The organism is Cryptosporangium arvum DSM 44712 (assembly GCF_000585375.1).
Lineage (GTDB): Bacteria > Actinomycetota > Actinomycetes > Mycobacteriales > Cryptosporangiaceae > Cryptosporangium > Cryptosporangium arvum.
This window is the reverse complement of the sequence record NZ_KK073874.1, coordinates 6,223,317-6,246,074: the sequence shown is the minus strand read 5'-3', so window position 1 is coordinate 6,246,074 and position 22,758 is coordinate 6,223,317. Positions and strand designations below refer to the sequence as shown.

General features: G+C 71.0%; 26 protein-coding genes and 1 pseudogene. 15 read left to right on the top strand and 12 right to left on the bottom strand.

Annotated elements, in window-relative coordinates:
- Positions 1-254: 254 nt before the first annotated feature.
- Complete coding sequence (locus CRYAR_RS43785) at positions 255-872, bottom strand: TetR/AcrR family transcriptional regulator (RefSeq protein WP_051571065.1); 618 nt, start codon at positions 870-872, stop codon at positions 255-257.
- A 76-nt stretch (positions 873-948) separates the two neighbouring features.
- Between CRYAR_RS43785 and CRYAR_RS28585 the strand changes: the two genes are divergently transcribed.
- Positions 949-1,875 (top strand): SDR family NAD(P)-dependent oxidoreductase, encoded by a 927-nt coding sequence (locus CRYAR_RS28585; RefSeq protein WP_035856459.1) that lies wholly within the window; start codon positions 949-951, stop codon positions 1,873-1,875.
- A 224-nt stretch (positions 1,876-2,099) separates the two neighbouring features.
- Here CRYAR_RS28585 and CRYAR_RS50365 read toward each other — a convergent pair whose 3' ends face one another.
- Positions 2,100-2,228, bottom strand: a complete 129-nt coding sequence (locus tag CRYAR_RS50365) for a hypothetical protein (RefSeq protein WP_281174637.1) — start codon at positions 2,226-2,228, stop codon at positions 2,100-2,102.
- A 291-nt stretch (positions 2,229-2,519) separates the two neighbouring features.
- On the opposite strand from CRYAR_RS50365, the gene CRYAR_RS28580 reads away from it, so the two are divergent.
- Complete coding sequence (locus CRYAR_RS28580) at positions 2,520-3,257, top strand: hypothetical protein (RefSeq protein ID WP_051571064.1); 738 nt, start codon at positions 2,520-2,522, stop codon at positions 3,255-3,257.
- Between the two features lie 158 nt (positions 3,258-3,415).
- On the opposite strand, the gene CRYAR_RS28575 is transcribed toward CRYAR_RS28580, so the two are convergent.
- The gene (locus tag CRYAR_RS28575) at positions 3,416-3,838 is read right to left on the bottom strand and encodes a hypothetical protein (RefSeq protein ID WP_035856458.1); all 423 of its coding nucleotides are present in this window, start codon (positions 3,836-3,838) and stop codon (positions 3,416-3,418) included.
- A 114-nt stretch (positions 3,839-3,952) separates the two neighbouring features.
- Here CRYAR_RS28575 and CRYAR_RS28570 point away from each other — a divergent pair, with 114 nt between their 5' ends.
- Positions 3,953-4,849: a DUF4241 domain-containing protein gene (locus CRYAR_RS28570; protein ID WP_211247685.1), complete on the top strand. Its 897-nt coding sequence runs from the start codon at positions 3,953-3,955 to the stop codon at positions 4,847-4,849.
- Between the two features lie 93 nt (positions 4,850-4,942).
- Positions 4,943-5,695: a DUF6928 family protein gene (locus CRYAR_RS28565; RefSeq protein ID WP_035856457.1), complete on the top strand. Its 753-nt coding sequence runs from the start codon at positions 4,943-4,945 to the stop codon at positions 5,693-5,695.
- A 142-nt stretch (positions 5,696-5,837) separates the two neighbouring features.
- Here CRYAR_RS28565 and CRYAR_RS28560 read toward each other — a convergent pair whose 3' ends face one another.
- Complete coding sequence (locus CRYAR_RS28560; protein ID WP_035856456.1) at positions 5,838-6,209, bottom strand: nuclear transport factor 2 family protein; 372 nt, start codon at positions 6,207-6,209, stop codon at positions 5,838-5,840.
- Positions 6,210-6,406: 197 nt separating this feature from the next.
- Between CRYAR_RS28560 and CRYAR_RS48215 the strand changes: the two genes are divergently transcribed.
- Positions 6,407-6,679, top strand: a complete 273-nt coding sequence (locus tag CRYAR_RS48215) for a mycothiol transferase (protein WP_084701060.1) — start codon at positions 6,407-6,409, stop codon at positions 6,677-6,679.
- Positions 6,680-6,785: 106 nt separating this feature from the next.
- Positions 6,786-7,154, top strand: coding sequence for a hypothetical protein (locus tag CRYAR_RS28550; protein ID WP_157018139.1), 369 nt, complete (start codon positions 6,786-6,788; stop codon positions 7,152-7,154).
- Between the two features lie 138 nt (positions 7,155-7,292).
- Here the strand turns inward: CRYAR_RS28550 and CRYAR_RS50360 are convergent, their stop codons facing one another.
- Complete coding sequence (locus tag CRYAR_RS50360) at positions 7,293-7,415, bottom strand: hypothetical protein (RefSeq protein ID WP_281174636.1); 123 nt, start codon at positions 7,413-7,415, stop codon at positions 7,293-7,295.
- Positions 7,416-7,590: 175 nt separating this feature from the next.
- On the opposite strand from CRYAR_RS50360, the gene CRYAR_RS28545 reads away from it, so the two are divergent.
- The 5 genes and pseudogenes from CRYAR_RS28545 to CRYAR_RS28525 all read left to right on the top strand — a co-directional run.
- Complete coding sequence (locus CRYAR_RS28545) at positions 7,591-8,562, top strand: hypothetical protein (protein WP_035856452.1); 972 nt, start codon at positions 7,591-7,593, stop codon at positions 8,560-8,562.
- Between the two features lie 279 nt (positions 8,563-8,841).
- A complete protein-coding gene (locus CRYAR_RS28540) occupies positions 8,842-10,332 on the top strand; it encodes an alpha/beta fold hydrolase (RefSeq protein WP_035856451.1) in 1,491 nt (496 codons plus the stop codon).
- A 13-nt stretch (positions 10,333-10,345) separates the two neighbouring features.
- Positions 10,346-11,500, top strand: coding sequence for a sensor histidine kinase (locus tag CRYAR_RS28535; protein ID WP_035856449.1), 1,155 nt, complete (start codon positions 10,346-10,348; stop codon positions 11,498-11,500).
- Positions 11,497-12,150 carry a response regulator gene (locus CRYAR_RS28530; protein WP_035856448.1) on the top strand — a complete coding sequence of 218 codons (654 nt, stop codon included), beginning with the start codon at positions 11,497-11,499 and terminating at the stop codon, positions 12,148-12,150. The genes CRYAR_RS28535 and CRYAR_RS28530 overlap by 4 nt, the downstream gene beginning before the upstream one ends.
- A 110-nt stretch (positions 12,151-12,260) precedes the next feature.
- A pseudogene (locus CRYAR_RS28525) lies at positions 12,261-12,633 on the top strand (class I SAM-dependent methyltransferase); the annotation flags it as partial.
- Between the two features lie 69 nt (positions 12,634-12,702).
- Here CRYAR_RS28525 and CRYAR_RS28520 read toward each other — a convergent pair.
- From CRYAR_RS28520 to CRYAR_RS28510, 3 genes are all read right to left on the bottom strand, one after another.
- Positions 12,703-13,164, bottom strand: coding sequence for a hypothetical protein (locus tag CRYAR_RS28520; RefSeq protein ID WP_051571062.1), 462 nt, complete (start codon positions 13,162-13,164; stop codon positions 12,703-12,705).
- Positions 13,161-13,889 carry a CPBP family intramembrane glutamic endopeptidase gene (locus CRYAR_RS28515; protein WP_051571061.1) on the bottom strand — a complete coding sequence of 243 codons (729 nt, stop codon included), beginning with the start codon at positions 13,887-13,889 and terminating at the stop codon, positions 13,161-13,163. Before CRYAR_RS28515 ends, CRYAR_RS28520 begins: the two co-directional genes overlap by 4 nt.
- A 93-nt stretch (positions 13,890-13,982) precedes the next feature.
- On the bottom strand, positions 13,983-14,396 hold the full coding sequence (locus CRYAR_RS28510; protein WP_035856447.1) for a YybH family protein: 414 nt from the start codon (positions 14,394-14,396) through the stop codon (positions 13,983-13,985).
- Positions 14,397-14,510: 114 nt separating this feature from the next.
- Between CRYAR_RS28510 and CRYAR_RS49170 the strand changes: the two genes are divergently transcribed.
- Complete coding sequence (locus tag CRYAR_RS49170; protein ID WP_211247684.1) at positions 14,511-14,801, top strand: winged helix-turn-helix transcriptional regulator; 291 nt, start codon at positions 14,511-14,513, stop codon at positions 14,799-14,801.
- On the opposite strand, the gene CRYAR_RS28500 is transcribed toward CRYAR_RS49170, so the two are convergent.
- Together CRYAR_RS28500 and CRYAR_RS28495 are read right to left on the bottom strand one after the other, a co-directional pair.
- Positions 14,802-15,026 carry a hypothetical protein gene (locus CRYAR_RS28500; RefSeq protein WP_157018137.1) on the bottom strand — a complete coding sequence of 75 codons (225 nt, stop codon included), beginning with the start codon at positions 15,024-15,026 and terminating at the stop codon, positions 14,802-14,804.
- Between the two features lie 197 nt (positions 15,027-15,223).
- Complete coding sequence (locus tag CRYAR_RS28495; RefSeq protein WP_035856445.1) at positions 15,224-16,879, bottom strand: aminotransferase class V-fold PLP-dependent enzyme; 1,656 nt, start codon at positions 16,877-16,879, stop codon at positions 15,224-15,226.
- A gap of 117 nt (positions 16,880-16,996) precedes the next feature.
- Between CRYAR_RS28495 and CRYAR_RS28490 the strand changes: the two genes are divergently transcribed.
- Positions 16,997-17,317: a hypothetical protein gene (locus CRYAR_RS28490; RefSeq protein ID WP_035856444.1), complete on the top strand. Its 321-nt coding sequence runs from the start codon at positions 16,997-16,999 to the stop codon at positions 17,315-17,317.
- 27 nt (positions 17,318-17,344) lie between these two features.
- Here CRYAR_RS28490 and CRYAR_RS28485 read toward each other — a convergent pair whose 3' ends face one another.
- Positions 17,345-19,063 (bottom strand): transglycosylase domain-containing protein, encoded by a 1,719-nt coding sequence (locus CRYAR_RS28485; RefSeq protein WP_035856443.1) that lies wholly within the window; start codon positions 19,061-19,063, stop codon positions 17,345-17,347.
- A gap of 58 nt (positions 19,064-19,121) precedes the next feature.
- Between CRYAR_RS28485 and CRYAR_RS28480 the strand changes: the two genes are divergently transcribed.
- On the top strand, positions 19,122-19,799 hold the full coding sequence (locus CRYAR_RS28480) for a response regulator transcription factor (RefSeq protein ID WP_035856442.1): 678 nt from the start codon (positions 19,122-19,124) through the stop codon (positions 19,797-19,799).
- On the top strand, positions 19,796-21,493 hold the full coding sequence (locus tag CRYAR_RS28475; RefSeq protein WP_035856441.1) for a sensor histidine kinase: 1,698 nt from the start codon (positions 19,796-19,798) through the stop codon (positions 21,491-21,493). Before CRYAR_RS28480 ends, CRYAR_RS28475 begins: the two co-directional genes overlap by 4 nt.
- Here CRYAR_RS28475 and CRYAR_RS28470 read toward each other — a convergent pair.
- Complete coding sequence (locus CRYAR_RS28470; protein ID WP_063725775.1) at positions 21,471-22,757, bottom strand: MFS transporter; 1,287 nt, start codon at positions 22,755-22,757, stop codon at positions 21,471-21,473. The two genes, CRYAR_RS28475 and CRYAR_RS28470, sit on opposite strands and share 23 nt — an antisense overlap.
- Position 22,758: the final 1 nt, after the last annotated feature.

Sequence of the window (22,758 nt, the reverse complement as noted above, 5' to 3'; positions counted from 1 at the left end):
GCCCAACTGCGGCACGTGTGGCGCTCTGCGCACCGGTCTCGCCGCGTGCCTGTCGGTATTGCGAAGTGACCATCAGCGGGCGGTGGAGGCCCAGTTCGACCAGACCGAGCCCCACTTGAGGCGGCGTTGGTTCAAGCGCAGCAAGGGCTGAGACCGCACGCCCGCGTCGTCGTCGCTGGATCTGACTGACGTCGGCATCCGGATCTGCCGATGGTCGGATGTACTGCACAGAGCTCCAGGAGTCGCCGCGCGCTTCACCGGCGTGCCCGGCTCACGACCGGCTCCGCGCTGACCGGGGCGGAGCCGAGCTCGTCGAGCGTGTCGAAGTTGTGGAGCAGCGCGGCGGACAGGGCGGCTGCGTCGCCGGCAGCGGTACGGCGGGCCGCTTCGAAGCAGGCGATGCCCAGGCGCGCGGCCAGCGCCGCCATCCCGGGATCGGCGCCGCGCGCGGCGAGTGTCTCCTCGAGAACGCCGGTGAGATGGTCGTGTTTGCGGTGCATCCGGTCGCGCAGCTCGGGGTGCCGGTTGACCAGGCGGTCGTGCGCGGCGTACCGGACCGGATCGGCCACGACCTCCTCGCTGATCGCCAGCACGATCGCGCGTACCAGGACCATCGCCGCGGGCAGGGTCGTGGCGTCCCCGTCGGTCGACTCCCGCACCGCGCCCAGTCGATCGGCGTGGCGCTGCTCGTCGGCGAACACGACCTCCTGCTTGTCACCGAAGTAGCGGAAGAACGTGGTGCGGCCGACCTCCGCACGAGCGGCGATGTCCGCGACGGTGACCGCGTCGAATCCGCGTTCGGCGAACAGGTCGTAAGCCGCCCCCACGATGCGCTCGCGCGCCTGCTGCCGTTTGCGTTCGCGCAGTGACATGCCTCCACTCTAGCAATGTGGTACTGAGTACCATACGGTACTTGGTGCCTGAAGCATCCGAAGCCGAGGAGGACTCATGTCCCGAACGATGCTCATGACCGGCGCCAGCCGTGGGATCGGCCGTTCCGCGGCCGAGCGGATGCTCTCCACCGATCCGGCGCTGCACCTGGTCGTCCTCGCCCGTGGCGACACCGCGTCAACGCTGCCCGGCGAGTTGGCGCGGGTATCGGGTAACCCGAACGTCACAGCGGTACGGGCCGACCTGGCCGCACTGGCTGACGTCCAGCGGGCCGCGGCAGAGGTCGGCGCCGCCGTCGACAGCGGTGACCTACCGCCGTTGTCAGGGATCGTGGCCAACGCCGGCCTCCAGCTCACCTCCACCACCGGCGCCACCGCCGACGGGATCGAGACCACGTTCGGCGTCAACGTGCTCGCGAACTACGTCCTGATCCGGACGCTCGCCGACCGGCTCACGGCTCCCGGACGGATCGTCGTGACGAGCAGTGACACCCATGCCGGTGCCGGCGCCCCGGTCGTGCCCCGGCCCCGCTGGGCCGATCCGCGCACGCTGGCCGCCCCGGGCACGGGAGGGGAGGCGTCGACCGCACGCGCCGGACGTCGCGCGTACTCGACCAGCAAGCTGGCGGTCATTTACCTGGTGCACGAACTGGCCCGGCGACTGCCCGAGGGGGTCGACGCGTACGCGTTCAATCCGGGTCTCGTCCCGGACACCGATCTGGTCCGCGACGCCGGGCCGGGCACCCGGCGCCTGTTCACGCTGCTGGCCCCGGCGCTGAGCCTCCTGCCGTTCGCCCAGCGGGCCCGCGCCGCGGGTGCTCAGCTCGCGAACGCCGCGATCGGTCCGCGACCCGGCGAGTCCGGTTCGTACATCGACCGGACCCGCGTCGCCCGCTCGTCGCCGGAGTCGTTCGATCCGCTCCGGGAGGAGGCCCTGTGGCGGGACTGCGCCGGACTCGCCGGCCTGCCCGCCCCCCGGCCCTGACGACAACGCGCCCGAGCGCGTTCGGAGACTGAATCCGTACCGCATCGAGCACCCCGGTGAACCAAGCGTCGACCTCGACACGAGGTGGCGCCAGACGTTCAGACGCCAGCATCGAACTCGCCCTCTTGCCGCCGAGCGCATTCCTCGATGCGGGGGGCGGCGCCCGGACGTGGCGCGGCCCGGGGCGCGTGGTGCGCTCCGGGCCGGTGGTGGTGCGGGGTGCGTCAGCTGCAGGGGCTGTAGTCCCAGCAGTCGTTGTAGCGCTTCTTGTGGTGGCGGCGACGGCGCGGCTTGCACTCGTTGTAGTCCCAGTCGTTGCACTGGTCGTAGTCGTAGTCGTAGGAGCCGCTCATGTCGTCCAGCCTCCTGAAAGTTTGTGTGTTCCTGCTGTGCCACTAGCTTCGCGTCAATGCGGGGCGGGCTCGATCGGCGCCGTTACGGTCCGAACGTTCGCTTGCCGACACTCGCTCATGCCGCTGACGGTGCACGGAGCGGCGCCGTCAGGATCGAACCGGGTGGGCGGTGGCTCCGCGACCGGCCGCGTCCACTACCGCTGACGCGAGCGAGGACTGGTCCACGCTCGCCGTACCGGTTCGCGGACTCCATGTGTCCGGACGCGGGTCCAGGACGGGCATGATCACCGAATGTCGCAGCGATGGCTGAGCCGCTACCTCGCCGGTGATCGGGCGTCGGTTTGGCACGAGATGCGTCAGCGGGGGAACGCGATCCGGCGCGATCCGGAGCTGGAGGACGAAGCGCAGCAGGTCTGCGACGAGATGGCGCGCCGGGCCCGGCAGAACGTCGAAGTCATCGTCGAACGGCTCACGGCTGACGGTTACCGCTTCCACACCAACGACGACGACCGCACACCGTTGACGCCGCATTACCCGCCGACTGCCCGCGCGTCCGAGCTCGTCGACTGGCTCGACCGGCGTTTCGGTGAGGTGCCGCTGACGCTGCGAGCCTGGGCGCGCGGTGTCGGTGACGTGTGGCTCGTCGGGAGCCACCCGGAGTGGCCCACCGCGGCCGAGGCGGACCCGCTCGTCTGCGAGGTGGAAGGTTCGCGCTACCCCGCGGACCAGCCGATGACCGATTACTACGCCGGCGAGCTGGAGATGTGGCAGGAAACCGGGGACGACCGTCTGCTCGTCCTCCCGCTCAGCCCGGACGGAACCCACAAGGCCAGTCGGAGCGGTGGGCCACCGTACGGCGTCATCGTGCCGGATGGCTGCGCCGACGCACTGTTCGCCGCTGAAACGACCAGTCCGTTCGTCGAGTACCTGAACTACGTCTTCCGGAACGGCGGATTTCCGCGGCGGACCGGGACGCAGAACGAGTGGCGCATCCGGCACCGGCTCGCCAAGGACCTCCTGCCACTGTGAACCGCAACGAGCTACCCAGCGGCCGAACTCGTCGGGATGTCGCTTGAGGACCGATGCCATGACGTCATTCCCAGACGCCATTCTCAGACGCCAGGAGCGATGCATCGTGAACATCCGCCTCATACCGCAGTGTGTGCTTCGACGCGAGCAAAGATCGCTCAGGTGGCGGCAGGTAGCCCGGAGACGCTGACAGCCAGGTAGCGCAGCTCGGTTCCGCGGCCTCCGACAGCGTTTTCGATGGTGCTATACGGCTGCCAGTGCAGCCGATAGGTACCGGTGAGGTCGAGTGGAGCTTCGCGTCCCGCGATCGAGCCTGGAGGTACGTCTGGGGGCCACGCCAGGGTCCCGGAGAGAGTGCGCTGGTCGTGGAGGTGAAATGCCTTGTCCCGCGGCTCGGCCCGCCGGGCTGGTTGCCAGTAGAGCGGGTCGTTGGTCAAGGTCAGTGAACAGCCTGCATGCGCTAGCCCGGCGGCGACGAGGCTTTCAACGCGACGAACGTCCTTGATCACGTCGAAGCGGCTGAGGTCGTGTGCACTGTGGTCGGGCAGGTCGAAGTCCTCGCCGTCAATTCTCGTGTGCACGCGGCGGAGGAGGTACTTGACCTCGATCTCCAGGCGCAGCTGACTGCCGGGGTAGACTCCGCCCCATCGGAACCGTCCCTGCGCGTCCCTGCGAGCGGAAGCGACGGTGCTTCGGTGAGCATTGCGCGAAACACGGAGATCCGCACCGACCTTTCATGGAAGCCCGCCGTCCATACGTCTCTATTCAGGACACTCAGCCAGGCGACGAATGGACGCGCGATCACGAACAACCTCTTCTGCCGCGACGAGCTGCCCGATGCCGTACTGGTCGCGGTCCGGGCTGTAGGGTCGCGGCAGCGCGCTTCGTGTATGGGTCCCTTCGAGTCCGATACGGCGCGCGCCTTAATTCACGGCGTCCTTGAACAGGGGCGAGAGCGGATGTATCGGCCTGACTTGGGGGCCGTGCGGACCACCGGCGCTCAGTTCGTCGACGGGGATCTCACGATGGTCGTCGCGGACGAATTCGTCGGCACGGTGACGATTCCGAGCGGTCAGATCGTCGGGTGTGATCCGTTGATCGGAGCGGACGAGTCGCCGCCGTTCACGGCGACTGTCGCGCCGGGCCGGTACGCGTTACGTGCGTGGGTCGCGGCCATCCACCGGGGCGGCGGGAGCGCGGATCGGCGGACCGCCGCGCTGGAATTGGTGATCAGCGAGCAGCCGACGCTGCGGTGGGAACTGGCGCTGGTCGACGGGCAGGACGTCGACCAGCTCGGCGAGGACGGCTACTTCGGGTATTCGGTCGGCGCGGGCGTGGGCACGCTTGCGGACCTGGTCGCGGTCCGGGCGCTGGGCGAGTGGGAGTTCGACGACCTGGATGAGGTCTACATCCCGGCGCAGGTGCCGGCCGCTCCCGGCGCGATTGACGCCGTCACCGAGGAGGCAAGCGGGGCGAACGTCATCACGGTGAGCTCAGGCTGGGGCGACGGAATCTATCCCACGTACGTCGGACACGCGAGGGATGGTTCGGTGACCAGCTTCGTCACGGACTTCCTGGTCGTCCCAGCCTGAAACACCCGAGCCGCGGGGCGTGCCGGTCCCCTGGATGGCCGGTTGTCGCGGGAACTACGGTGCGGGCACTGTCCGCTTACACAGGAGGGCTCAATGGGCGCGAAGACCGCGCTGTTCGCTGTCACCGAAGGCGATCTGCGCCGGGCGTTGCGGGGAGCGGTTCGCGCTGACCCGGCGGAGGTCCTCGCCCTGGTGCGCAGAGTGCACCCCGGCTACGAGGTGACACCGATCGGCGACGGGTGGCTCGGTGATGCCGTCTACCCGCCGGATGACATCAGCTATGCGACGGCCCTGGCGGGCACCGTGTTGTTCTGCGATCGCCGGCTCGTCCACGACCGGCCGTCACAGCTTCCTGCCCATCTGCTCCGCCTCGGAGCCGACCGGCGGATCGTCATGCACGGGATGCACTCAGGTTCTGACGGGCTGTGTTTCGCGGTGTGGGAGAACGGTTCCCTGGTCCGCTCGCTGAGCATCTCTCCGGACGGCGCCATCGGGGAGAACATCGGCGAACCGTACGACTTCGAGCGTCCGTACTGGGCGGGCGAGCGGCCGGTCGGGTCGACGCTCTCGGGGGATCGGTACCCGCTTCCATTTCACCCGCTGGAGCTGGGTGAGGACGCCTTGCGCGCCCTGTTCGGGTTCATCGTGGAAGGTCGTCCGGACCCGGACGACGTCGACCCGCAGCAGGTTCCGCTGCTGGGGTTCCGGGTCGCTGACTCGACCGGCCGCGAACCGGCGGAACGTGACGCCACGATGAAGCAACTGTTGCAGCAGATGGGACCGCCGCGTCGCTACCGCATGATGCCCGACGGCACACTTCAAGAGATCGGCGACACCGGGCGCTGACCCGAGCGATGGCCGTTGCTCGCAGGCGATCGTCCGGCGATGCGCGCTTCGGGCCTCCGCGTCGACGGGCTACGGAGGCGAGGTCGCCCTCACCCGCGCTGAGGGAACCGCCCATGGCTCCCTCAGCGTGCCGACGAACCGGTCAGCGGTGGTCGTTCTCGACGAGCGGAATCACCCAGGCGCGGCGCTCGGTGATCTTGCCGTCGCGGATCACGAAGACCTCGGCCATCGACATGCGCATCGGTTCGCCGGCCTGCTGGGGAACCGACCCCCGTAGCTCAGCCATGATCGTGTCGCCCTCTTCGATCATCCGCACGAGCTCCAACTGGGGAGGGCCGACCCAGCCAGGTCCCTCGATAGCGTCGTCGTAGGCCTCTTTGCCGGTCAGCTGGAAGTGCCCGAAGACGGTCCATCGGATGTCGTCGGACAGGCAGGACAGGATCTTGGCGTGGTCGTTGGTGCGGAAACCCTCGAGGTAGGTCTCGACCAGTTGCTTGTTGAGTGAAACGCTCATCCGGGCTCTCTGCTCTCTCGTGTAGTCAGGGACGGTCCGGCAGCCAGGAGTCGTAGCCGACCGTCGGCGTTCGACATCGCGCGTTCCCGCATCTGCGGTCGAAGGATCGACCGACGCGGCTGCCCGCCGCGATTCCGAATCTTCGTCAGGCCCGGCCGGAGTCCCGCTGACCGGCCGATGAGCGACACCCGTCACGAATGTATGAGCTCGGGCGGATCCCTGTTGGTGCCGCGCGGCAAGCTGATCGCCATGATCGACGACCCCGCGAAGGAACCAATCTCCTTGGTCTGGTGAAGCACATGGCGACCTGCGAGGCCTGGTATTTCGGTGAGGTTCACGCTGACATCTCGCGCGAGCAGCTCGACGGCCGGACCGGGCTGAGAGCCGAGTACGAGGAAAAGATCGACACGGCAGCCCGCGCAGACCATCGCGCGAAGATCGAGCAGGCAGCGGCGGCCCCGACTGGCTGATCGACAAGCAGGTGGATCCGACTGCGGAGCCTTGGTGGGTTTGTACGACAGGGAGGTGGGGCACCGAGCGTCCGGGGTGGCCTCCTACCGTGAGGAGTATGCGGCCGTGCGCCAGGTGCTGTTCGTTCTCGCGGCAACATCGAGTGGTATCGGCTTCATCGTCTTGTTGAGCGCCGGCACCGGCGCCGGCACTCCCTTCGGCATCGGATTCGCCGTGCTGCTCGTGCTGGCCACCGTCATCGGTGGCCGGTGGGGTCGAGGGCCGGTGGCCCGCGGTGTTCGGGCTCCACAGCTGGTCAGAGGCGGAGCAGCGGGACTTGTGTTGCTCTCTGCGGCGGCTCTGCTGTATCTGTGGCGGCCTAACGCAGTTGCCGGTCTGCCGATCTGGCCGTTCATGCTCTGTATGGCGACCAGTGGGTTGTTGATGGTGCTCGTCGGAATGATGGGCGCCGATAAAGGTTCCGTCAGCGAGTGATATCAACGACAGGGCCGGTCCAACCGGACGAGTAAACGCAGCAGAATCAGGGCCGCCACCCCGCCGAGGGCCTGACATGGTGCCGATCACCAACAAGGCCCGGAGCGCAATACGCGCTCCGGGCCTCCGCGAAAGACGTCAGCTGCAGGGGTTGTAGTCCCAGCAGTCGTTGTAGCGCTTCTTGTGGTGGCGACGACGGCGCGGCTTGTACTCGTTGTAGTCGTAGCACTCGTTGTACGAGTAGTCGTAGCAGCCGCTCATGTCGTCCAGCCTCCTGAAGGTGGGGTGCGGGGTGTCTCCCCGTCCTGAGACCAGGTTCCCGCCGATCGGGCCCGCGCTCGATCAGCGCCCTGACGCCACGAACGTTCGGTCGGGAACACTTCAGTCCCCGACCGATGCGGGATGACCTGTTTGCGACGACTCCTACCCTTCCGGTATGGACGTCCTCGCACTGGAAGAGTCGCCCCTCGAACTCCCGCTGACGCTCGCGTCGCACGCCGCGAAGGAGGGACGAATCAGCACCGCCCACCTGCTGAAGGGCCTCACCTGGCACGGTGCGGGCGAGCCGCTGGCCGCGGTCGAGATGACGACGCTGGTGATCGAGGCACTGTTCCGGGCCCACGAGCTGGCCGGCCCCGGCCCGGACGACTCGCCGGCGATCCCCGAGCACACCTACCGGCTGGCCGACAAGACGGTGCCGCTGACCCCCGCCGCGCAGGCCGCGCTCGACCGCACCGTCGCCGCGGCCGGCCCCCGTGCCACCCCGGTCGAACTGCTGACCCACCTTCTCGAGGACGAGACGAGCCAGGCCGTCGAGGTGCTGCGTCTGGGCCGGGTCGACGTCGCCGCGCTGCGGGCCGCGCTGGCCGAGGGCCGCACGCCGGACTTCACCGACCGGGTCGAGGTGTCGCTGCGGCCGACCCGGGACGTCCTGATCGGACGGACGCAGTACGGCGGTAGTGGCCTGTTCGGCCGGCTGAAGTCGGCACTGAACAAGGTCGTCAAGATGAATGTCGCCCGGGTGCCGGTCTACTGGGCACGCTACGAGGCCAACGCCCAGGCCCAGCGCCGCGGCACCAAACGCGCCCGCACCGACGACGTGATCCTGGGGATCCTGGCCACCCACGAGGTCGCGCAGCTCTACCCCTTCCTGGTGCAGGACGCCGCCGACAAGTACGGCGGCGGGGCCGCGCTGGCCGAAGCCGGCGTGACGTACGCGTCCGCACTGGCCGCGGCCGAGTCGGCCGACCTGGGTACGGACGCCCACAGGATCGACGACCTGGCTCCGAAGGGGCCGGACTTCCCGCGGGACACGGCCGACCTGCTCGCCCGGCTGATCCGCACCCCGGACACCCGGGCGGCCCGGCTGATCGACGTACTCGGCGTCCGGGACACGGTCAGCACCTGACCACCCACCGCCCTGAACGACTCCGCGCCCGCACGTGAGCCGGGGCCGACGCCGAGCCGCGTGAACCGGCGGCATCGGGCAACTCGAGCGTCTCGACCGGCGGGCCCGCGCCGATGCGTCGTGCGGCCCCGATGTGGGCCCTCGATCGGCGGAGGGGTTCCCCTCACCCGCGGGAGGGAGACTTCTCCCGCGCGCGACGGACGACTCGGCCGGGCGCCGCTGCCATCGTCGATGGTGCCGGCCGGCCGCCCTCGTCCCCTCGCCTGAAACGGACGCCTCATGAAGAAGTACGCAGTCCTCGCGATGAGCGCTCTGCTCGCCGCCGGATGCGCCGCCGCCCCCACCTCAGCGGCCGGCGCGCAACTCACCCCCACGGTGTCGACGGCGACGCTGAAGGCCCTCGTCGCCTGCCCGGACCTGCCCGGCCTCCCGACCGCCCGGTGCGGGCAGATCACCGTGCCCCGCGACCGCGCCCAGCCGGCCAAGGGCACGATCCGGGTCTCGTTCGCGCTGGTGCCGCACACCGACACGTCCCGTCCCGGGCTGGGCACGATCGTGCCCAATCCCGGCGGACCCGGGACCTCGACGATCGACCTCTCCGGTGAGCTGTTCGCCGAGGCCCTCACCCCCCTGCTCGACCGGCGTGACCTGCTGCTGATCGACCCGCGCGGTGTCGGCCGTTCGAGCGCGCTGAGCTGCCCGGCGCTGAACGGCCCGACGCGGGTCTTCGAGCCGCTGGCGAAGCAGCGACAGCTCATCGGCGAGTGCGGCGCCCAGCTCGGCGACACGCGATCCGACTACGCCACGACCGCGGTCGCCGACGACGTCGACGCCGTCCGCGCGACGCTCGGCCTGGACCGCCTCGACCTGCTCGGCATCTCCTACGGCACCTACCTGATGCCCACCTACGCCCAGCGGTTCCCCGAGCACGTGCGCACGGTGAGCCTGGCCGGGGCGTACGCGGTGAACGAGGACCCCACCGGCGCCGTCGGAGCGGCCGCGTTCCGGCGGGCGATCGGACTCGTCTGCGCGCGGACGAAGAAGTGCGACGGCGACGAGGTCCTCGACGATCTCGCCGCGCTCCTGAAGCGGTTGCGCGCCGAGCCCGAGTCGGTCGACGTCCGCTTCACGAACAAGAACCACACCATTGCGCTCGACGAATGGCAGCTGACCTCCGTCGCCGGCCGGGTGTTCTCCAACAAGCCGGACACCGGGGCCACGCTCGCGCTCGTGAACGCCGCCGCGGCCGCGCGGCACGGTGATCTGGGTCCGGTGCGTGAGGTGGTCCGCACGAGCCTGCTCGCGCAGGCCGAGATCTACTCGTACGGTCCGCTCGCGCTGTCCGACGCGCAGTCCTGGGCGACGTCCTGCCACGACTACCCGCGTGCCTTCGACTACGCCGACCCGATCGCCGAGCGCACCGGCGACTACGAGGCGAGCCTCGCGAAGCTCGACGACGCCGACTTCGCCCCGTTCTCCGCGCGGGCCTGGACGACCCGGGCCGACTACGACACCGGTGCGTGCCTGAACTGGCCGGAGGACGCCTCCGCGCGGCCCCCGTTCGAGGTCGGCGCGACGCTGCCCGACGTCCCGGTGCTGGTGCTCAGCGGCGATCTGGACGCCAACACCCCCAGCGCGTCGGGACGCGCGGCTGCGGCACAATTCCCGCGAGCGACCTTCCGGGAGATCGCCGGCGCCGGCCACACCCCGGCCTCCACCCCGCAGGGCGCGGACGCCATCGTCCGGTTCATCCGCGACGCCCACCGCTGAGCCGAGGAACCCCATGCGTGCCGGGCAGAGCGACGAGACCCCCACCCTGCGTCGGCAATCGATGCTGGTCGCGGTGGGGTGCGTGATCGGCGACGGGGCACCGTTCCTGCTGCAGGCGTCGCAGTGGCCCGGCCACCCCCTGATCTGGCTCGCCGGCGCGGCCATCGTCCTCGCCGACCTCGCGCTGGCGCTGCCGGCCCGCACCGCCGGGCCGGTGGCGGTGGTCCACGCGGTGGTCCGGGTCGGCGTCGCCGTCGCTCTGCTGGTGGCCACCGGGGACCACGACAGCATCGGCAACGCCGCCGGGCTGTTCCTCTCCGCCTACCGGGCCGGCGCCTGGGTCGGCGGCCGGGGCGCCTGGGCCGCGCTGGGCGCGCTGGTCGTGGGCATGTTCGCCACCCAGGTGCTCCAGGGGTACGAGGAGACCGCCCCGAACATACTGCTCACGTTCACCAACACCGTCCTGCCGTGGACGCTGGGGCGGCACACGACCGGGCGCAGCGGCTACATCGAACAGGTCCGACGCCGGGCCGAGGAACAGCAGCGGGCCGCCGCGCTCGCGGTCGAGGCCGAGCGGGTGTCGGTCGCCCGCGACCTGCACGACACGATCTCGCACCACGTGAGCGCGGTCGGCGTCCACGCGGCCGCCGCCCGGCTGGGGATGGCGTCGGGCTCGCCGAAGGTGACCGCCTCGCTCGAGCAGGTCGAGGCCTCGAGCCGGGCCGCGCTGGCCGACCTGCGGCGGATGCTCGACCTGCTGCACGGCAACGAGTCCGACGGCGTCCGCCAACCCGGCCTCAACGCCCTCGACGACCTCGTCGAGGGCAGCCGGCGGGCGGGCCTCGCCGTGAATCTGGAGGTCACCGACCTGGCGCCGCAACGCCTCCCCGGGTCGCTGAACCTCGCGACCTACCGCGTCGTCCAGGAGATCCTCACCAACGCGCTCCGGCACGGCGACGGCACGCTCGACCTCGCCGTGACCCAGACCGACGCCGCCCTCACGGTGACCGCCACCAACCCGGTGGGCCGCTCCGGTCGGGCGGGCACCGGGCGGGGCGTCGACGGCATCCACCACCGGGTCGACCTGTTCGGCGGCACCGCGCGGATCGGCGCGGCGGACGGGATCTGGCGTACCCACCTGACCCTCCCGATCAAGGAGTCCACGTGACGATCCGTGTCCTGCTCGCCGACGACCACGAGTTCTTCCGCTCCGGGTTCCGCAGCGCGCTGGAGACCCAGCCCGACCTGGAGTGCGTGGGCGACGTCGGCGACGGGCGGGAGGCGGTGACCGAGATCGAGCGTCTGCGGCCGGACGTCGCGGTGCTCGACGTCCGGATGCCCAGGATGGACGGCCTCGCGGCCGCCGAGGCGGTGCTGGGCCGGGGGAGCGCCACCCGGATCATCCTGCTGACGACGTACGACGACGACAGCTATATCTATCGCGGGCTCCGAGCCGGGGCGAGCGGCTTCTGCCTGAAGAGCATGCCGACCGAGGAGCTGCTCGGCGCCATCCGCGTGGCCGCCCGGGGCGACGCGCTCATCGATCCCTCGGTCACCGCCCGGCTGGTGACCCGCTTCACCGACGGGTTGGCGCCCGCCCCGGCCCCGGCGTCGTCGACGCAGCTGGACCGGCTGACCGGCCGGGAGCGCGAGATCCTCCTGGAGATGGCGCGGGGCCGCTCCAACGCGGAGATCGCGTCCCGCCTCTACGTCGGCGAGCAGACGGTCAAGACTCACGTGTCGCACGTCCTGACGAAACTGGGCCTGCGTGACCGCGTCCAGGCGGTCATCTACGCCTACGAGAACTCATTGCTCTAGACGACCGCCGCGTCGATCTGGATGACTGAGTGCCGTGAGCAGCGATCTGTGGGACGAGGACGCCGCCGAGCACTACGAGGAGACGTCGGCGGCGATGTACGCGCCGCACGATGGCCGACCAGTTGCGACGCCGCGATGCGGAAGGAACGGTGTCGGTGGTCCTCGGTGACATGGCCACCACGTTCGTCCCCGGCCGGTTCACGCTGGTCTACCTGGTCTGGAACGGCCTGAGCTATCTCCGCACCCAGGACGAGCAGGTGCGGTGCTTCGCCAACGCCGCCCGTCACCTGGTGCCGGGCGGCCGGTTCGTCGTCGAGTTGTGGGTGCCGGGCATCCGGCGACCTGATGGCCCGGCTGGCCGGTCTCGAACCGGAGCAGCGAACCGCGGACTGGGCGGGCGCGGCTTTCACCTCCAGCAGCGAGAACCACGTTTCAGTCTGGCGAAAGCCTGCCGATCCCGTACCGGAGAACGCGCCGTCCTAGTGCCGCGGGTGTTCGCGACGATGATCGCCGACCGGGACCTACCTGCCGGGCACGAGGACGGCGCGTCGGTCAGCCGGCTGCCGACGCGAGGATGTCCCAGCCGCTGAGGACGACGAACAGGACGAAGACCTGCAGCGGCAGCGGTAACGAAGGGAGCTCCGCGGTGGCCTCGTCGCTCCACAGATTGCTGCGGCGCACCGACCCGACCGGCGTGCCGTCGGCGACGAGCCGTTCCTCCAGCCGCCAGGCGGAGTGACGTTCGAAGGTGTGGACCCGGCCGTCCGCCTCCACCGACCAGTGCTTGCGCCCGACGCGGTCGGCGATCGCGACCGACGCGCCGGTCGGATCGATCAGCTCGAAGCGGGTCGCCAGCACGTCGGACCGCACCTCGTACGTGCGATCGTCGAGCGTGAACGACCCGCCCGCGCGCCAGTTCTTCGCGTCCCAGTGGGCGAGTGGCTGGTCGTCGAGGCTGATCTCGTAGTCGCTCCGCAAGAGCCCGCTCTGCTTCGCGTGCAGCACGCCGCTCACGCGGCCACCGCCAGGACGACGAGCAGGAGCTGCGCGACCAGGTTGTTGACGACGTGCACCACGACGCCGGGCCAGATCGACCCGCTGCGCCGACGCAGTTCGGCCGCGACGATCCCGACGACGAACGCGGTGATGAAGACGATGTTGAGGCCGTGCATGACTGCGAAGACCGCCGCGCTTCCGACGACGCCGATCGCCGCGCCGTAACGCAGCAACGCCGTCGTGACGATCCCGCGGAACAGGAACTCCTCGCCGATCGGGGTGAGCACGGCCAGGAACACCACCGAGAGCGTGGCCGCGAGGACTCCGCCCCCGGCGGCGTCGGCGTAGCTCTGCTGGACGTTCTCGGCCGGGCCGAAGAGCATCAGGACGGCGTAGGTGATCGCCCGGGACACCACGAGAGCGACGAGCCCGCCGGCCACCCCGACCAGCACCCAGCGCCCGGTGGTCCGCCGGACTCCGAACACGCTCCGGTCGCGGACGCGGACCCGGACCGCCACCGCGAAGGCGATCAGGCCCGCGACGCCGGAGACCGCGGCCAGGATCACCCCGAACGCGATCGGGCCCATCGCGTCGTCGGCTCCGACCCACTGGAGCAGGATCGGGAACCCGTACGCGAGGACGGCGAGAACGACCAGTCCGACGACGATCTCGGTCCAGCCCGGCCTCACCTGCCGGGTGGTGCCGGGCCTGGTCATGAGCTTGTGCTCCGCGCTCACGGACATGGGTGAGTCCTCCGTGGAGGGTCGGTGGTGTGGCCTACGCCGAGAACCTGACCGCTCCGCTTCTGAGTCAAACCAGGACGCGCTGTCCGGCCCTCAGCGCACCGTGCCGAACGGGTTGTCGATCACGTAGCGCCAGCACCCGTCGGCGCCGCGGCGGGCGACGTCGGTCGCGGTGCCCTCCAGGTGGACGTGTTCGCCGCCGGCGTCCGTGCCGTCGATCGTCCAGTCCACGATCAGCAGGGCGATGTCGTCGGCGACGTACACGTGTCGTGGTTCGACCGTGATCGGCAGACCCAGGTCGAGGACGCGACGATTGCCCTCGATCCGCCCGTCGCTGGTGCGGGTACATCGCCCCGGCGCGGTGACCAGGACGCCACGCGGCTCGTACACCGCGTCGACGATCGCGCCGTCGCCGGTGGCGAAGGCGCGCGCGAAGACGTGCGGATGCTCGGCGGCGACCGTGGTCAGCGCGAGAACGTCGGAACGGGCCGGATCGTTGTCGTCCATGTGACGAGTGAACCGATGCCGCGAGTAGGTCACCAAACGGTAAGTAGCGCCTTCGATCCGCTGCTGGTGCCGGATCCGCGCGGGGCGACCCGCCGTCCGACGGCGGAGTGCCCGGTGGAGGTCGCGCTCGCGGCGATCGGCGGACGCTGGACGACGCTGGTGCTGCGTGACCTCGTGCGCGGGCCGCTGTCGTTCGGCGATCTGCGGCGCGGGCTGCCCACGGTGAGCGCGAAGGTGCTCACCGAACGGTTGACTCGTCTGCAGGAGAGCGGTCTGGTCGAGCGGCGACGGACCGCCGGGTTCCCTCCCCGGACGATCTACCGTCTCACCGCGGCCGGCCGGGAGCTCGAACCGCTCCTGGTCGAGCTGTACCGGACCGGAGCGGCCCTCCTCGAGAAGGCCTGATCAGCCGGTGCGGAACTGGCGCGGGATGCCGATCCGGTGCGTCACCGCCCGGAGGGAAACGGAGGTCCCGGTCAGCGTGGCGTGCAACACCACCCACTCCCCGCTGACCACCACCGGGTCGAGTACCGACGTCACTCCGGTCAGAATCGGCTGCGGGCCGGGGTCGACCTCGCACCCGTCCACCCCGGGCGGCCACGCGCTCAGACCACCCCACCACGCGCCCAACGCCTCCCGGACACCCTCGGCGCGGCGGGCGGATCGCGCTGCTCCACGGGTCGATGGCCCACCGGCGGCACGACGGCGGGCGCCCCGCCGGACGGTCCAGTTGCCCGACCGCCTGGTCGGTGATCTCCCACTGCATCTCGGTGGTGGCCGGCTCGGCCGCGGCGGTGGTCGTCCGGGCCGTACGCGGGCCCGCCGGTCTAGGTGTCGGGACGGAGGCAGGGGTCCGGGAGCAGGAACCAGCGCAGTTTTTCGAAGTCTTCCGGCAGGTCGGGGAAGCTGCCGTCGACGGGTTCCGTGCGCCCGGTCAGGAGGCGGTACGCCTGCTCCAGATGGTCCGGTCGCGCGCTCTCCGGTGTCGTCGGCGGCCCCGGCGGCCAGGTGACCCGGCCGTCCGCGCCGAGCCGCAGGTCGGTCAGGTGCAGCCGGGCCGGCGCGTGCCCCTGGTGGGTCCAGCGACCGGTCCGGGCGTCGAAGCGGTAGTCGGCCAGCAACCGCGCTCCGTGGCGGGCCACCAGGAGCACCGCCTCGATCAGGTAGTCGGCGTCGTCGTCCGAGGCGGCGTAGTGGAAGTTCAGCCGGGTCCAACCGGGCTTGATGCCCTCCCAGCCCGCGGCGAGCTGCTCGGTGAACCGGCGGGACAGCTCGTCGTCGATGCCCAGCAGGCGATGCCCGTACGGGCCCGCGCAGGAGCAGCCACTGCGGGCCTGGATCCCGAACAGGTCGTTGAGCAGGACCGCCACGAAGCCGTGATGCAGATACCGGTCCGCGTCGGTACGGATCTGGAACGAGACGATCGGCAGGCGGTCGGCGGTCGGGTCGCCGAGCATCTCGATGCGCTCCTCGGCCGACCAGCGCTGCCGGACCCGCCGCCACAGCTCCCGCTCGCGCTCTTCGATGACGTCGGTGCCGACCGCGTCCTTGACCGCGAACACGAGCCCGGCCCGGATCGACTCGACGATCGCCGGGGTGCCTCCTTCTTCCCGGGTGACCGGATCGGACACGTAGCGGTGATCGGTCGGGGTCACGTACAGCACGGTGCCGCCACCCGGGTCGACGGGCACCGGCGCGGTGATCAGGCGCTCGTCGACGACGAGCACACCGGCGGTCTGCGGCCCGCCCACGAACTTGTGCGGCGAGAGGAAGATCGCGTCCTTGTCGTGCATCGAGATCGGCAGGTACGGACCGGCTGTGGCGTAGTCCCACACCGACAGGGCGCCGTGCTGACGCAGCAGCGCCGAGACCGCCGCGGTGTCGGCCCGGAGCCCGGTGACGTTCGAGGCCGCGGAGAAACTCCCGATCCGCAGTGGACGATCGGAGTGGGCGCTCAGCGCGTCGCGCAACGCGTCGAGGTCGACGTTCCCGCTGCGGTCCGGCGCGATCGTGACGACGTCGGCGATCGACTCGCGCCACGGCAGCTCGTTGGAGTGGTGCTCGTACGGCCCGACGAAGACCACCGGGCGGAGATGCGACGGGATGTGTCGGCCGAGGTCGGCCGGCAGACGCAGCCCGAGTATTCCGACGAGCTTGGCCACCGCGGCCGTGACCCCCGACCCGCAGAAGAGCACCACGTGATCCGGTCCGCCCCCGACGCTGCGGTGGATGATCGACCGGGCCTCGTCACGCAGCGCGGTGGTCTGCGCCCCGGTCGCGGACGCCTCGCTGTGCGTGTTCGCGTACTGCGTGAGAACCCGCTCCCGGATGAAGTCCTCGACGAAATCCAACGCCTGCCCGGTCGCGGTGTCGTCGGCATAGGTGATCCGACGCGGCCCGAACGGCCCGTCGAGCGTCTGACCGGTTCCGATGCGCCCGGCCCGGATGCGCTCCAGTAAGGACGGGGCTGTCGGCGGGCGCATACGAACTCTTCTCGCTAGATAAGTAGGACTCCTTTCTATCTCATACGGGCAACGTGGTGCCGGCCGCCGGGGACGCCCGACGTTTGGGGTGCGTCCGGCCCGGCTACGTGAGCACGGGTGGAGAGCCCTGCGGCGCGCCTGGTCGTCACCCGAACGTCCAGCCCGGCGCGCGACATCTGGCGGCGGTACCGGATCGAGGTGGACGGGGAGCGGATCGGCACGCTGAAACGGGGCCGGAGCTTGCGCGTCGAGATCTCGCCGGGACCGCACACGGTGCAGGCGCTCATCGACTTCGAGGGCAGTCACCCGGTCGAGTTCGACGCCGCTCCGGGCGAGGAGATCTGCCTCGTCGTCGAACCGGGCGACCACCCGATGCACACCTTCGGCGCGGCTACGGCGCGGGATCCTTACCTTCTCCTCCGGTTGAAGGGTGCGTAGTTCCGCAACGGCGCGCGGCGGGCCGCTCTACCGGGACCTCGTGTCCGCCCCGCCGGCCCGCGTCTTCGCCTCGTAGTCCTGCGCTCCCTTTTCCTCGCCGGACGTCCGACGGTGCACGCGCATCACGTCGAAGAAGATCGCCTCGGCGAAGAAGCGTTCCTTCTTCGGTAGGGCGAACGCGTCGCCGGTGCTGCCGACCCAGACCGCGGTGGCCACGTCGGAGCGCCAGCCGCACATCCAGACGTCGGTGTTGCCGTCCGCGACGCCCGGCTGGGCGGCCAGATCGGATCCGTCGCCGTAGGCCTTCGCCAGCAACACGCCGGTGTAGTCGAGCGCCCGCTGGTCGAGGATCGGCTTGTCCGGCTTCGACGCGGAACCGTGCTGCCAGACGACGGTGCCGTCCGGGGCCGTCACCTTCTCGATCAGGTACGGCCGGCGGGCGACGCCGCGGTTGGCCAGGGTCGCGTACCCGACGGCCTGGTCGAACACCGACACGGCGGGGTGCCCGGCCCGGATGCTCTCCAGGGCCGGGCCGGTGAGCGGGGGTGCCCCGCTGATCGCGGTGATGCCCGCGTCGCGCGCGAACCGGGCGGTCACCCGCGGATCGAACTTCGTCGTCTCCAGGTACGCCCCGAGGTTGTCCGGGCCGGGGTAGACGAGCCCGCCGCCGTACTCGATCGACGTCGCCAGGATGAAAGGCTTGAACGTGGCCCCGGCCGGGTGCGCGGCCTTCGCGGGGTCGAAGTTGCCGTAGCCGGCCTCGCCGGCGTAGTAGGCGCGCACCTCGCCGCTGTCCGGAGCGATCGAGACCACGGCGGCGCTGATCCGCGGGTCCCGGCCCCGCACCAGCGTGCGCGCCGCGGTCGCGGTCTTCTGCTGGAGCGACGCGTCGAGCGTGGTCGTGACCGTGTAGCCGCCCGTGTACAGCGCCCGCTCGGGAAGGATCCGGCGGAGGTCCTGCTCGATCCGGGCGCCGAGCACCCCCTGCCACCCGGAGCGCAGCGCGCCGTTCGGCGTCTGCCGGGGCAGCGTCGTCGGGTAGGCGAGCGCGGCCCGTTCGGTGGCACCGAGGAACTTGCTGCGCACCATCTGGTCGAGCACGTAGTTCCAGCGGCCGCGCGCGCTGTCGGCCTTGATCCGCGGGTCGAAGTTCGTCGGGTCCTTGATCGCCGCGGCCAGGACGGCGCCCTGTTCGACGCTCAGGTCGGCGGCGTCGACGCCGAAGTAGGCCAGCGCGGCGGCCTGCACCCCGAAGGCCCGGCGGCCGAAGTAGATCGTGTTGAGGTAGCCCTCCAGGATCGTGTCCTTCGACGTCGACGCGGCCAGCTTGCGGGCGAGCACGAGCTCCTTCGCCTTCCGGGTGTAGCTGCGGTCGCGGGTGAGATCCAGCGCGTTGCGCACGTACTGCTGGGTGATCGTCGAGCCGCCGCCCGCGCTCTCGTCCCCGGTGACCAGGCCGACGAGGGCCCGCGCGATCCCGGTGACCGACACCCCTTCGTCGTTCGTGCGGAACCCGGCGTCCTCGGCGGCGAGGACGGCGTCCTGGACGATCCGCGGCACGTCGTCGAGGCGCACGTTCCGGCGGTTCTCCGACGCGAACACGGCCACCGGGCCGCTGCCGTCCGCGTAGGTGACGGTGGTGGCCTGCGGGGCGGGCAGGATCGGCGGCAGTTCGACGGCGCGGTAGACGAAGGCCAGACCCACGACGAGCGCCACGACGCACAGGAACACGATTCGCCGAATCATGCCCCGGATGCTGACGAGCGAATGTCAGGAAGTTGTGCGGGCGACCTACAGTCGCGCTGTGCCGATCCACCTACTGGTGGCCGAGGACGACCGGAACCACGCGGAGATCCTTCGTCGTTACCTGGAATCCGCCGGCTACCGCACCACGATCACGCACGACGGCCGGACCGCGTGGGAGCAGTTCCGCCGCCTGCGACCGGACCTGGTGGTGCTGGACGTGATGATGCCCGAACTCGACGGGCTCACCGTGTGCACGCTCCTGCGTCGCGAGTCGGACGTGCCGGTGCTGATGCTGACCGCACGCACCAGTGAGGACGACCTGCTCACCGGCCTGGACCGGGGCGCCGACGACTACCTGACCAAGCCCTACCGGCCGCGGGAGCTGCTGGCCCGGATCCACGCGCTGCTGCGCCGGGCCGCGCCCGCCCCCGACGAGTACGGGCCGTTCGCGATCGACGTGGCCCGGCGCGCCTTCACCGTCCACGGCCGCGCCGTGGACTGCACGCCGGGGGAGTTCGCGATCCTGACCGCGTTGATGCGCCAGCCCGAACGCGTCTTCACCCGGGCGAACCTGATGGAACACACGAACGGGTACGGCCGCGACTCCACCGAGCGCACGATCGACACCCACGTCTCCAACCTCCGGCGCAAGATCGAGCCGAACCCGCGGCGCCCCCGCTACCTGGTCACCGTGTACAGCGCGGGCTACAAACTGATCGACCCTGGGCCGCCGTGAGGCGGACCGTGCCGCTCCACCGCAGCCTGCTGATCCGGCTCGTGGCGACGTCGATGCTGATCGCGGTGTGCGCCGTCGGCGCGACCGCCTGGCTGACCACGGAGTTGACCCGGCGCGCGGTCGTGCCGGAACCGAGCCGTGCGCTCACCGCCGACACCGACATCTACGACGCGTTGATCGGCTACGCGGCCACCCACCGCACGTGGGCGGGGATCGACGGGGTGCTCCGCCCGCTGGCCGAGCGCACCGGCCGCCGGATCGCGCTCACGACACCGGACCGCCGGCCGATCGGCGCCGCGCCGGCCGACGCGATGAACGCGGTCGCGGTGTCCTCGATCCCGACCGCCGCCGTGGACCCGCTGAATTCCGACGGCGGTCTCATCGATCCGCGCGCCGTCGGCCCCTACCGGCTCGCCGCGGCCGACCGGGCGGTCCTGGACCGGATCGCCGCCGACCAGGTGGCCTGCCTGGGGAAGGTGGGCTACCGGGCGGAGACGACCAGGACCCCCAGCGGGCGCCCGGTCGTGGGGCCGCCCGACGGCCGGCGGGCGGACTACTGCGAAAGCTGGATGCTCGACGAGCCGGTGGGGGCGGAGCGTGCGCCCCTGGCCGAGCTGACCCAACGGGTCGCGGTCTGCGCCGGTGAGGAGAAGCTGTTCATCACGCCGGTGTTCACCGTCGCCTACGGCTCCGGACCCCAACTCCAAACCTGTCTGGACGCCGAGCGACGCGCGCAGCTGCGGCCTTTCGTCGCCCCGATCGCCCTGCTGTTCGTCACCGGTCCGGCCGCGCCCGAACCCGCGCCGGGCGTGACCCTGTCCAGGCACAACGTCCTGCGCATCGTCGGCACGACGGCGCTCGTGTTCGTGGTGGCCGGGCTGGCCACGATCCTGGTCGGCCGACGTCTCGTCCGCCCGCTGCGGATGCTCACCGACGCCGCGCGGCAGGACGCGCGGCAACCGGTGCCGGTCACCACCCGGGACGAGATCGGGTACCTCGCCGCCGCGTTCAACGACCTGGCCGCCCGCCGGCTCGCGCTGGAGCGGCAACGCAAGGAGATGGTCAGCGACATCGCGCACGAGCTCCGCACCCCGCTGACGAACATCCGGGCCTGGCTGGAGAGCGCCCGCGACGGCGTGATCACCGTCGACGCGGAGGTGCTCGAGGTACTCGTCGAGGAGTCGATCCTGCTGCACCACGTCGTCGACGACCTGGGCGACCTCGCCGCCGCGGACGCCGGGAGGCTGCGCGTGCACCGGGAGCTGATCTACGTCCGGGACCTGCTGGAACAGCTCGTCGGCGTGCACCAGGGCAGCGTGCCGGTGACGCTGGAGGGCGACGCGGATCCGGAGGTGAGCGTCGACCCGGTGCGCCTGCGCCAGATCGTCGGGAACCTGCTGTCGAACGCCGTGCGGCACACGCCGGCCGGCGGTCGCGTCACGGTGAGCCTGGAGGTACGTCCGGACCTGCTGGTGATCGCGGTGACCGACACCGGGAGCGGGATCGCACCGGCGGACCTGGCGAAGGTCTTCGACCGGTTCTGGCGGGCCGACACGTCACGCGCCCGGGCGACCGGCGGCAGCGGCCTGGGCCTGGCCATCGCCCGGCAACTGGCCCGCGCGCACGGCGGCGACCTGACCGCGGCCAGCGCACCGGGTCGCGGCTCGACGTTCACGCTGACCCTGCCGATCTGACCTCCGCGGGCCGGGAAGGGCTCAGCCCGGGCGGGCACGCGGTGAGCTCGTGGGCTCGGCTCCGGCCGCGGTGACGCAGGATCTGCGCGGCGCCGAGGGCCCAGAGCACGTACTGGAACGACATCGCCCAGGCGAACGCGGACGTCGGGTTCCCGCGGGCGCTGCGCCAGTCGAGGATCGCGCCGATCGCGACCACGGCGGTGAGGCTCGCCACGAACCCGGCCTGGTTGATGATCCCGGTCGCGCCGGCCAGCCGCCCGGCCGGGTTCGACGTCCGGCCCAGGTCGAACGCGATCATCGACCCCGGCCCTCCGAGGCCGACCACGACCACGAGGACCACCAGCACCGGCAGCGGTGCCGGCCCCGGCCACGCCAGCACGACCGTCCACGCCCCGGCGATCGCGGCCACGATCGCCAGCGCGAGCGTCGAGCGCTGCCACGGGTGGCGCGCGGTGAACCAGCCGATCAGCGGACCGGCCGCGATCAGCGTCACCACCATCAGCGTGAGCAGCGACGACGCGACCGTCGGCGACCGGCCCTCACCCTTCACCAGGAACGGGAACCCCCAGAGGAGCGCGAACGCGTTCGGCGCGAACTGGGTCGCGAAGTGCACCCAGAACCCGAGGCGTGTGCCCGGCTGCCGCCAGGACGCGGTGAGGCCGGCCCGGGTCGCGGCGGAGGACAGGGCCGGCCCGCGCAGCGTCCGGGTGCCGGGCTCGTCGTGCACGAACAGCAACGCGGCGACGATCGCGACCAGCCCCAGCGACGAGGCGACCCCGTACGCCCAGGTCCAGCCGAAACGGCTCAGCGCCCAGGTCATCGGCACCGCCGCCGCCATCGCGCCCAGCTGACCGATGACGCCGGTCAGCTGGGTGATCACCGGCACGCGTCCCGGCCCGAACCACCCGCTCACCAGACGCAGTACGCAGATGAACGTCACCGCGTCGCCCGTGCCGACGAACGTCCGGGCCAGCAGCGCGGCCCCGTAGGACCCGGCGAACGCGAAGCCGGCCTGGCCCAGCGTCAGCACGGTCGTGCCGGTGAGCAGCACGGCGCGCGGGCCGTACCGGTCGACCAGCACCCCCACCGGGATCTGCAGCAGCGCGTACACCAGCAGCTGCACCACCGTGAAGGTGGCCAGCTGCGCGGCGGCGAGGCCGAATCGTTCGGTGGCGACGAGCCCGGCCACCGCGAGTGAGGAGCGGTGGAAGACGGCGACGACGTACGTGAAGAGGCCGACCGCCCAGACGGTCCCGGCGCGCACC